Here is a 625-nt window from a genome sequence, read left to right as displayed (position 1 = left end):
GCCGCGGCTGTTCGTGCAGGCCTGGGGCGGCGAATGGGTGGGCGTCGCCCTGCCCGCTTCGCCGCTGGCGCTGGCCGCCGACCCGCGCTTCGGCACGGCGGTCGTGGTGCTGGACGGGCAGCGCGTCGCCGTGCTGCGCGGCGCCGCCGCCCCGGCGATCCATCCGCTGCCGGCGCTGCACAATCCGCTGCATGCGCTGATGACGGCGGAGGACCGCGTGCTGGTCGCCGACGTCGCCGGCGCGCCCGGCACGACGATGCCCACGCGCTTCACCGAGTTCCTGCTGACCCCGGCGGGCCCGGAGGCGGAGCGCGGCTTCGCGGTCCGCGGCTTCGACGGCCGCGCGCTGTGGCACGGCGCGGACGGGCGGGTGATGGCCTCCACGGCGGCCGGCGCCAACCCGCTCTACGCGCAGGAACCGCGCTTCGCGACCGACGGCGTGGTGGAGACCTTCGCGCTGGATTCCGGCGTCTTCGCCTGCGTCTGGCATCGCATCTTCCTCGACGCCTGCGTCCCGCCCGGCACGACGCTGGTGGTGGAGGCGCGCACCGCCGACACGCTGCCGCCGCGCGACCTGCAGCGCGACCCGCGCCCGCCGGCGGATCGTGCCGCGCCGGTGCCGGCC

1 protein-coding gene is annotated in these 625 nt (G+C 77.6%); it reads left to right on the top strand.

All coding sequences use genetic code 11. The features are described 5' to 3' along the window. The coding region (locus OZN99_RS33090) for a hypothetical protein (RefSeq protein WP_270939401.1) at positions 1 to 625 on the top strand (625 nt) is incomplete at both ends.

It is taken from the genome of Falsiroseomonas oryzae (assembly GCF_027856955.1).
Lineage (GTDB): Bacteria > Pseudomonadota > Alphaproteobacteria > Acetobacterales > Acetobacteraceae > Falsiroseomonas > Falsiroseomonas oryzae.
This window is presented reverse-complemented; position numbering and strand designations above follow the sequence as displayed.